This window comes from Micromonospora sp. CPCC 206061, assembly GCF_036906915.1.
In the GTDB taxonomy this organism is placed as follows: Bacteria; Actinomycetota; Actinomycetes; order Mycobacteriales; family Micromonosporaceae; genus Phytohabitans.
Window position 1 is genome coordinate 1 of record NZ_JBAKHX010000212.1, and the last position, 1,073, is coordinate 1,073.

Genomic DNA, 1,073 nt, shown 5'->3' on the forward strand with positions numbered 1-1,073 from the left:
CGCACGTTTACGAATCCGTTGAAGGTGCGTGGTCCGGATCCGTGGTTGCAGTATTACGATGGTTACTACTATTTGGCGACGACGACGTGGAATAACACGATTACGATGCGTCGGTCGCGGACGTTGGGTGGTTTGGCGTCGGCGCCGGATACGTTGTTGTTCACGTTGACTCGTCCGAATGGTGCGGGGACGATGTGGGCGCCGGAGTTCCATTTGTTGGATGGTCCGAGTGGTCGGCGGTGGTATTTCTATTACACGGCGGGTCGTGAGCCGTTTGATCTGGGTAGTCAGCGGATTCATGTGTTGGAGTCGGCTGGGTTGGATCCGATGGGGCCGTACACGTTCAAGGCTGACATGTTGGATCCGTCGGCGGACAACACGTGGGAGTTGGATCCGGGGATCTTGCAGTTGAACGGGAATCTGTATTTGTTGGGGACGTTCTACAACGGGTCGCAGCCGATGTTCATCCGGCCGTTGTCGAATCCGTGGACGGCGTCGGGTACCCGCCGGATCTTGACGTCGCCGACGTTGAGTTGGGAGACGGTGGGTGGTGCGGTGGCTGAGGGCGGTGAGGTGTTGCAGCGTAACGGTCGTACGTTCATCGTGTACTCGGCTAGTCATTGTTCGACGCCGGATTACAAGTTGGGGATGTTGGAGTACACGGGTGGGGATCCGTTGAGTTCGTCGTCGTGGCGGAAGTTCCCGAATCCGGTGTTCCAGCGTTCGAACGCGAACGGTGTGTATGGTCCGGGGCATAACGGGTTCTTCAAGTCTCCGGATGGCACTGAGGATTGGATTGTGTATCACGCGAACTCGTCGGCGTCGGGTGGGTGTGATATCAACCGGTCGACGCGGGCGCAGAAGTTCACGTGGAACGCGGATGGTACGCCGAACTTCGGTACGCCGGTGGCGTTGGGTGCTCAGTTGGCGGTCCCGTCTGGCGAGCCGGCTTCCTAACGGCAGCGGCGGGCCTCGCGCGTTGCGCTGTTTTCCGTCGATCAAGGGCGAACGCACGTGGTTGGATCTGTTTTCCACGTGCGTTTGCCCTTGATCCATGCGGATCTCCTTGATCG

The 1,073-nt window shown here is 59.0% G+C and carries 1 protein-coding gene; it reads left to right on the top strand.

Annotated elements, in window-relative coordinates:
- On the top strand, positions 1-957 hold a 957-nt coding region (locus V6V89_RS41435; RefSeq protein WP_334625224.1), incomplete at its 5' end, for a glycoside hydrolase family 43 protein.
- Between the last annotated feature and the right edge of the window lie 116 nt (positions 958-1,073).